The following is a 2,741-nucleotide window of genomic DNA, read 5'->3' on the forward strand; positions in this document are numbered from 1 at the left end:
TTCCACAAGACTCCTCTGCTGATTCGTCATCTCATGGATGTGCGGCTCCAGATAGTCTCTGATTTCATTGCTGATGCTGCTCATACCGGTTTTCCTGTGTTAAAAAATGCGTCCTCACCGGATGGATAATTTACAGAGAGGCCCCCGGTTCCGGATTCCCCGTCGGATTTCTGGGACGTAAGCTCCCTGAGATGCTGTTCCACCGTGACCTTGTTCCACGCTCTCGGCAGCGACTGCGACAGCGTGACCAGACAGGCCCGGGACACCAGACCGGGGTACGAGCTGCCTTCATAAAGCCTGATAACGGCGGCGCAGCTGGTGATGGTGTTCCGGAGGCTCATGCTCGGATCGTTCTTCTGGTACTCGAACTTCCTTTTGCAGAACATGTAAAGTCCGCCCGGATCCCTGTCCAGTTCCCGGGCGATTTTTAACACCGCCTCCGCTGAACAGAACCGCGCATTTTCCCTCATGATTGCCTGATGATCCGGCGGACAGTGTTCCGGTTTTGTGGATCGGCTGAAATTGATATTTTCATCTGGCTTTCCGTCTTTGCGGTCATGCCTGGCAACTTCGATTCCGGAGAGGTAAAAAATCACGGCATCGTGGGTGATCCGCGGTATCACATAGCTTCCGATGCAGGTATAGGGAACGGAATACAGATGGTTGTTCACCGTTACGTGATAATTGGAGAGCACTTTCACCGCATTCAGAATTTCGGCATATTCCGGAATTTTCAGAACGGGCATAAGGCGCGGTCTCTCATAGGTATTGAAGAGATATTCCCGGGTTCTCTGGGTGTCTTTTCTGAAGGGGACGCGGTTGATTCTGAGTTCCACCTGCTCCTGCAGGAAACGGCAGTGTTCTGAGAAGGTTTTGATTGTCTGAAGCTCGTTTAAAAAGTCCGGGTCCTTGCCGCATCTTGTCTGTATAAGACCGACCGCGGCTTCAACGCTGCTTTTGCGCTGCGGCCTTCGGACCGGAGCGGCCTCAATGGCCAGTCCCAGCTCTCTCATAAAATTCTGGAAACTCGGGTTCAGCACGATGCTCGAGCCCCGGTGGCTGGTTATGGCGGCCTTGAAGTTGTCGCACTTCAGGAAGAGCGGCATGCGGTTCCCCAGATACCTGACAAACTCGGCAATACCCCGGCAGCTTTCAACGGTGGACTGTGCACTGACGAAGGTGGCAAAAGTGTAATAGCTGGCCGGGAAGGTAAATACCATAATCCAGCAGTCCTCAATCATGCTGAAGGTTTGCACCCGGTACCGGTCTCCCGAGAAATCCAGTTCAACGTACTCTCCGTACTTGAAATCCTGAATGAAGTAATAGTCTTCGTTCCTCCGGTTGATACTGTCGACTTCCTTCTTCACGGACTCGTAGAAGTACGACTGCGACAGAGGATTGGCACTCTGTTCCCGGCAGGTGTCAAGATATGACTTATAGACCTGACCTACGGACAGCCGCTTTTCAATAACAGCAATGGCTGCAAGGGCCTTGAAATCGGGATAGTACCTGCCGTCAATGACGGTGTCGGCCCGGACTGTCTTCAGGGGAGCCTTCGGATAGAACATGGCGTCGATAAGCTCGTCGCTCTGTTTGATGATGCTTTCAGCATACTCCGCGGGAGATACAGGCGACTCCTTTTCCTCGGAAGGACCGCTGCAGTCCCGGGAGGCCTCTCCATGCAGAACCTCAAGTCTGGAAATTACCAGCCTGACCGAATTTACGGAAATGCCGAGAACATTGGCGATGGTCTGCCTGCCGTGAGATATTCGGTGATACCTTAAGATCTGCCGGATCGTTTCCGGCTCCAGATGCCGTTTGTCAAAATCCTGTTTCTGACTCATACTGACCTCTTTCTGATTGCTGGGACTGACGTGCTGGTACTCACATCACGTGTTCAGAATAGCCGGTCATAAAAACCCCCCCGTAAAGTTTTGTTGGTATCTTTACCGGCCCTTTATTTGTAATACTTATACGGCATTTTTTTACAGTCAGGCCTTTTGATAAACCGTCTTAACCGGTGTTTTTCGTCATGAATATAGCTGCCGTCATACTTTATCGATAAATCTTTCCATCCAGGCTTTGTAATATAATGGCTTAACTACTTCCGGAAAGGTGGTTTTCGAGGGAATCCGGAGAGGATTTTTAGAATAAAAACTACCGGGAACGGCTTTAATACAAGGGGCGGCGGCAGGAAATATTTTTTGGAGAATTTCCGGAGACGGCAGGACATTGTCAGAAAGAGCGGTATTTCTATGCCTTAACAGTGTCTAAGCCTTATGTTTTCAGCTTTTGCAAGATCCTTACCTCATCATGCCGGACGTTTCAGGGAAAGACTTACCATCCGGAACTGCCCGGAAGGCTGTCCCTTAATTGTTAAATCTGCGACCGGTGTTGCAATAATAAATCAGGAGAGAACTGTTCTGGCCGCAACGGTTTCGGCAGCCTGAGCAGTCTCTGCAAGCCATCTCAGGAAGGAGCCCGGAGAGTAAAAGCATTTTTCGCTGTCGGTTGCCGGCATCAGGCATTTCAGCAGCTCTGCAGGATATTGTCCGATAAGAAAGAGCCTGTCGCAAAGATAGCGAAAGATTCCTCTCGGCTGAGCTTTCGGGGATTGGGGCATAGCCTTCGCCTCCCCTTTAATTTTCTGACGGGCGTCCATCATTCTGATCCTGAAATCCGAACTGAGCACTCCCTCGCTGCCGGTTATCCCGGAGTCCGCAGCGAAACCGGGAGTTCCC

General features: G+C 51.1%; 2 protein-coding genes. Both read right to left on the minus strand.

All coding sequences use genetic code 11. The annotated features are described in order from the left end of the window. Positions 1–80: 80 nt before the first annotated feature. Positions 81–1,844: a Mu transposase domain-containing protein gene (locus F557_RS0118135; protein WP_019003621.1), complete on the minus strand. Its 1,764-nt coding sequence runs from the start codon at positions 1,842–1,844 to the stop codon at positions 81–83. Positions 1,845–2,407: 563 nt separating this feature from the next. After that, positions 2,408–2,741, minus strand: a 334-nt coding sequence (locus F557_RS22860) for a hypothetical protein (protein ID WP_044143853.1), incomplete at its 5' end; no start/stop codon positions are given.

The organism is Succinimonas amylolytica DSM 2873, assembly GCF_000378405.1.
In the GTDB taxonomy this organism is placed as follows: Bacteria; Pseudomonadota; Gammaproteobacteria; order Enterobacterales; family Succinivibrionaceae; genus Succinimonas; species Succinimonas amylolytica.